The sequence below is a fragment of the Haliscomenobacter sp. genome (genome assembly GCF_040403615.1).
Lineage (GTDB): Bacteria > Bacteroidota > Bacteroidia > Chitinophagales > Saprospiraceae > Haliscomenobacter.
Map to the genome: position 1 here is coordinate 11,090 of NZ_JBBAKG010000129.1, position 3,254 is coordinate 14,343.

Here is a 3,254-nt window from a genome sequence, read left to right on the forward strand (position 1 = left end):
GCGCTCCTACGTGGGTGCCCGTACGGCGCCCACATAGGGGCGCCGCTACGGGGCGCCGCTACTCGGCTAATCGGCTCATGGGGTTCCACAACCGTTCATGCGGGGCATCGGCAGTAATGGTAACGGGCTCCATTTTTACCGGATGCAAAAAGGACATGGAGCGGCAATGCAAATAAATGCTGCCATCCGGATTGGCCTGGGTATGTCCATATTTCAGGTCACCTACAATTGGGCAACCAATTTTTGACAATTGCACACGAATTTGGTGAGGTCTGCCCGTGATGGGTTTCACCAGAATCAGGTGTTTGCCTTCCAAAGCCCCGATCAATTCGTAGTCCAGATCAGATTTTTTGGCTTCTTTTGATCGATTGCTCATCTGATCTAAGGCCTTGGAGATGTTTTTCTCGTGGTCTTTGAGAATATAGTGGGTGAGGTGTCCTATTTCTGGCGAAGGCCGTTTTTCGGTGATGGCCCAGTACCTTTTGTCCACTTTGCGTTCTTTGAACAATTCATTCATTCGAATCAGGGCCTTGCTGGTGCGCGCAAAAATCACTGCGCCGCTCACCGGGCGATCCAATCGGTGTACCACGCCCAGAAAAACATCACCAGGCTTTTTGTACCTGAATTTAATGTAGTCTTTCACATAATCCACTAAAGGCGTATCCTCGGTGGCATCTCCTTGAACCAGAATGCCCGCAGGCTTGTTTACCGCGATGAGATGATTGTCTTCGTATATCACTTGTAAGTTCATTCTGCAAAGTTATGAAATTAACGCTTGGCTTTTCACCCTGTCCCAATGACACTTTTATTTTTGATGCCCTCATTCATGGCCGCATCGATACAGAAGGCCTCGAATTTGAGGTTTTTTTAGGCGATGTTGAAGAATTGAATCGACGAGCTGGTGCAGCCGATCTTGATATAACCAAGTTAAGCTACCACGCTTATGCCCACCTGACCAATAAATACGTGCTACTTGACGCAGGTAGTGCCTTGGGCAACAATTGTGGCCCCTTGTTGATCGCAAAAAAAATCATCCCCGCGCAAGACATCCCAAAACTAACCATCGCGATTCCAGGCAAACTGACCACCGCCAATTTTTTATTAAGCCTGGCCTACCCAAAAGCTGTGAACAAAATCGAAATGTTGTTTTCCGACATCGAAGGCGCGGTTCTTTCTGGAGCCGTTGATGCGGGTTTGATCATCCACGAAAATCGATTTACCTATCAAGAAAAAGGACTCGTCAAGTTGCTGGATCTCGGTGAGTATTGGGAACAAACCACCGGGATGCCCATCCCACTGGGCGGCATCGTCATCAAGCGCAATCTGCCAGAAGAAATCATTCAAAAAGTAAACCGTTGCATTCGACGCAGTGTAGAATATGCATGGGCAAATCCCAATGAATCGGAGTCATTCATTGCCGAACACGCTCAGGAAATGGATCCAGCTGTGCGCCAGCAGCACATTGATTTGTATGTCAATCAATTCTCTGCGGACTTGGGGTTGCAGGGTCGCAATGCGGTTAATCACTTGTTCCAGGTAGCCCTACAAAATGGCATCATTCCTGTTCAAAACAAGCCGATATTCATACCTCATGCTTTTATTGCTTGAAATTCAATTAATAGCATAAGAAGAAAAAAAATACTTAAAAGTTGTTAAAACACTTTCACATTTGACAATTAAATCGGATATTGCAGCCGTTTAAATACCTTTCCACTGTAATACACTTCTACAATTCCACTGTTCTCCCTTTACAACTGCTGTACTGCTGTATTTAAATGCTATTTCTGCACTTATCAACTCACATTGTGTTTACTAGTACACATTGCATTGCTATGTCGTGTCTATTCTGCAATGGGTTGGGTGCAATTTTCATAATCACACATGGAAAAGGACAATTTCAACGAAGACGAAATGAGTACCAAAAGACATTTGCAAACCCTTGTATGGGAAGGATTGTTCAATTCATTGGACAACAAAGACGAGAAAAAAAACAATGCTAATTCAAAACAAGGGAAGCAAAAGTCTGACAAAGAGAGTGGCGAAGGCAAAAAACCCAATGAATCCGATAAGGATACCAGGAAAAAAGCCTAAACTTTTTTGTACCCACAACTTATTGCGTAAAGCTGCTGCGGTATGCCAACGGCGTAGTTTGTTTTACCAACTTGAACTGACGGTTGAAGTTGGATAGATTGTTAAACCCACTTTCCAACGAAATGGCTGAGATACTCATCTTGTCTTGAACGAGCAGTTTACAGGCATGTTCAATACGTATTTCGGTGACAAATTGGGAAAAAGTACGCCTGGTGCGCTTTTTAAAGTACCTGCTGAATGCAGACTCACTCATGTTGGCCAATTTGGCAACCTCTCCCAACTGAATTTCATGTTGGTAGTTTTGAACGATGTAGGATAAGACGCCATTGATGCGTGCAGAGTCTACCTCATTTTGCAATGACATTGGATTGGTGTTCAATTCCTTGATGTCTTCCGCTTCACTTAATACATTCAAAATCGAAATCAATTCCATCAAGCGATAAACTCCGTTTAATTCTTTCATCCCCTCTATTTTAGACGCCACTTTTTTCAAGGTTTTGCTGCCAAAATTCAGCCCTCTCTTTGACCGATCCAATAGATTTTTAAGATTTTGGCATTCTGGCAACTCAAAAAATTTGCTGCCCATAAAGTCTTCCAAAAAATGAATAACCAGGGATTTTGCGCGTAGAGCAGTCTCTTTGGCGTAATACCTTTCCTCATTTCGGTAATAATGGGGCAAGTAAGAGCCGATCATGCACAAGTCACCTGGCTTGAAACTGGAAATATTGCTTCCCACAAATTTTTTCCCGGTACTCTCCAACACCAAAACAATTTCATATTCTGGATGATAGTGCCACGGCGTACTAAAATAGGGCGTATCCTGTACAAAAAAGTTAAAAGAAGCGTTAGGGGGCGGAGTGATTTTTAGAAGTTGCGGTTTCATCGTGAGTTTTTTACGAGCTGATGCAAATCAAAAATAGTGGATATTTTCCAAAATTGCGCACAACTTGAGCATAAAAGTATTAGAAATCGGCAAAATTTCAGTATATCTCCCCAATTCAAATTCCGACATTTGTATCGCACTCATTATTATTTTAGAATTTTATTTTAACCAAACAACATTTCGCAGCATGAAAAGTCCATTACACGGAATGATGCTAGTTTTGACACTTTTGCTGAGCTGTCAATTCGCATTTTCCCAGACCCGACAAATTTCGGGAAAA

Annotated in this window: 5 protein-coding genes; 3 read left to right on the top strand and 2 right to left on the bottom strand. The window is 43.0% G+C overall.

Translation table 11 applies throughout. From position 1 onward, the window contains the following. Positions 1 to 58: 58 nt before the first annotated feature. Complete coding sequence (locus ABW391_RS25560) at positions 59 to 751, bottom strand: RluA family pseudouridine synthase (RefSeq protein WP_353484744.1); 693 nt, start codon at positions 749 to 751, stop codon at positions 59 to 61. An 11-nt stretch (positions 752 to 762) separates the two neighbouring features. Here ABW391_RS25560 and ABW391_RS25565 point away from each other — a divergent pair, with 11 nt between their 5' ends. Continuing rightward, positions 763 to 1,608, top strand: coding sequence for a 1,4-dihydroxy-6-naphtoate synthase (locus ABW391_RS25565; protein WP_353484745.1), 846 nt, complete (start codon positions 763 to 765; stop codon positions 1,606 to 1,608). Between the two features lie 273 nt (positions 1,609 to 1,881). Further along, positions 1,882 to 2,091, top strand: a complete 210-nt coding sequence (locus ABW391_RS25570; RefSeq protein ID WP_353484746.1) for a hypothetical protein — start codon at positions 1,882 to 1,884, stop codon at positions 2,089 to 2,091. A gap of 19 nt (positions 2,092 to 2,110) precedes the next feature. Here ABW391_RS25570 and ABW391_RS25575 read toward each other — a convergent pair whose 3' ends face one another. Continuing rightward, positions 2,111 to 2,974: an AraC family transcriptional regulator gene (locus tag ABW391_RS25575; protein ID WP_353484747.1), complete on the bottom strand. Its 864-nt coding sequence runs from the start codon at positions 2,972 to 2,974 to the stop codon at positions 2,111 to 2,113. 64 nt (positions 2,975 to 3,038) lie between these two features. On the opposite strand from ABW391_RS25575, the gene ABW391_RS25580 reads away from it, so the two are divergent. Further along, on the top strand, positions 3,039 to 3,254 hold a 216-nt coding region (locus tag ABW391_RS25580; RefSeq protein WP_353484748.1), incomplete at its 3' end, for a hypothetical protein.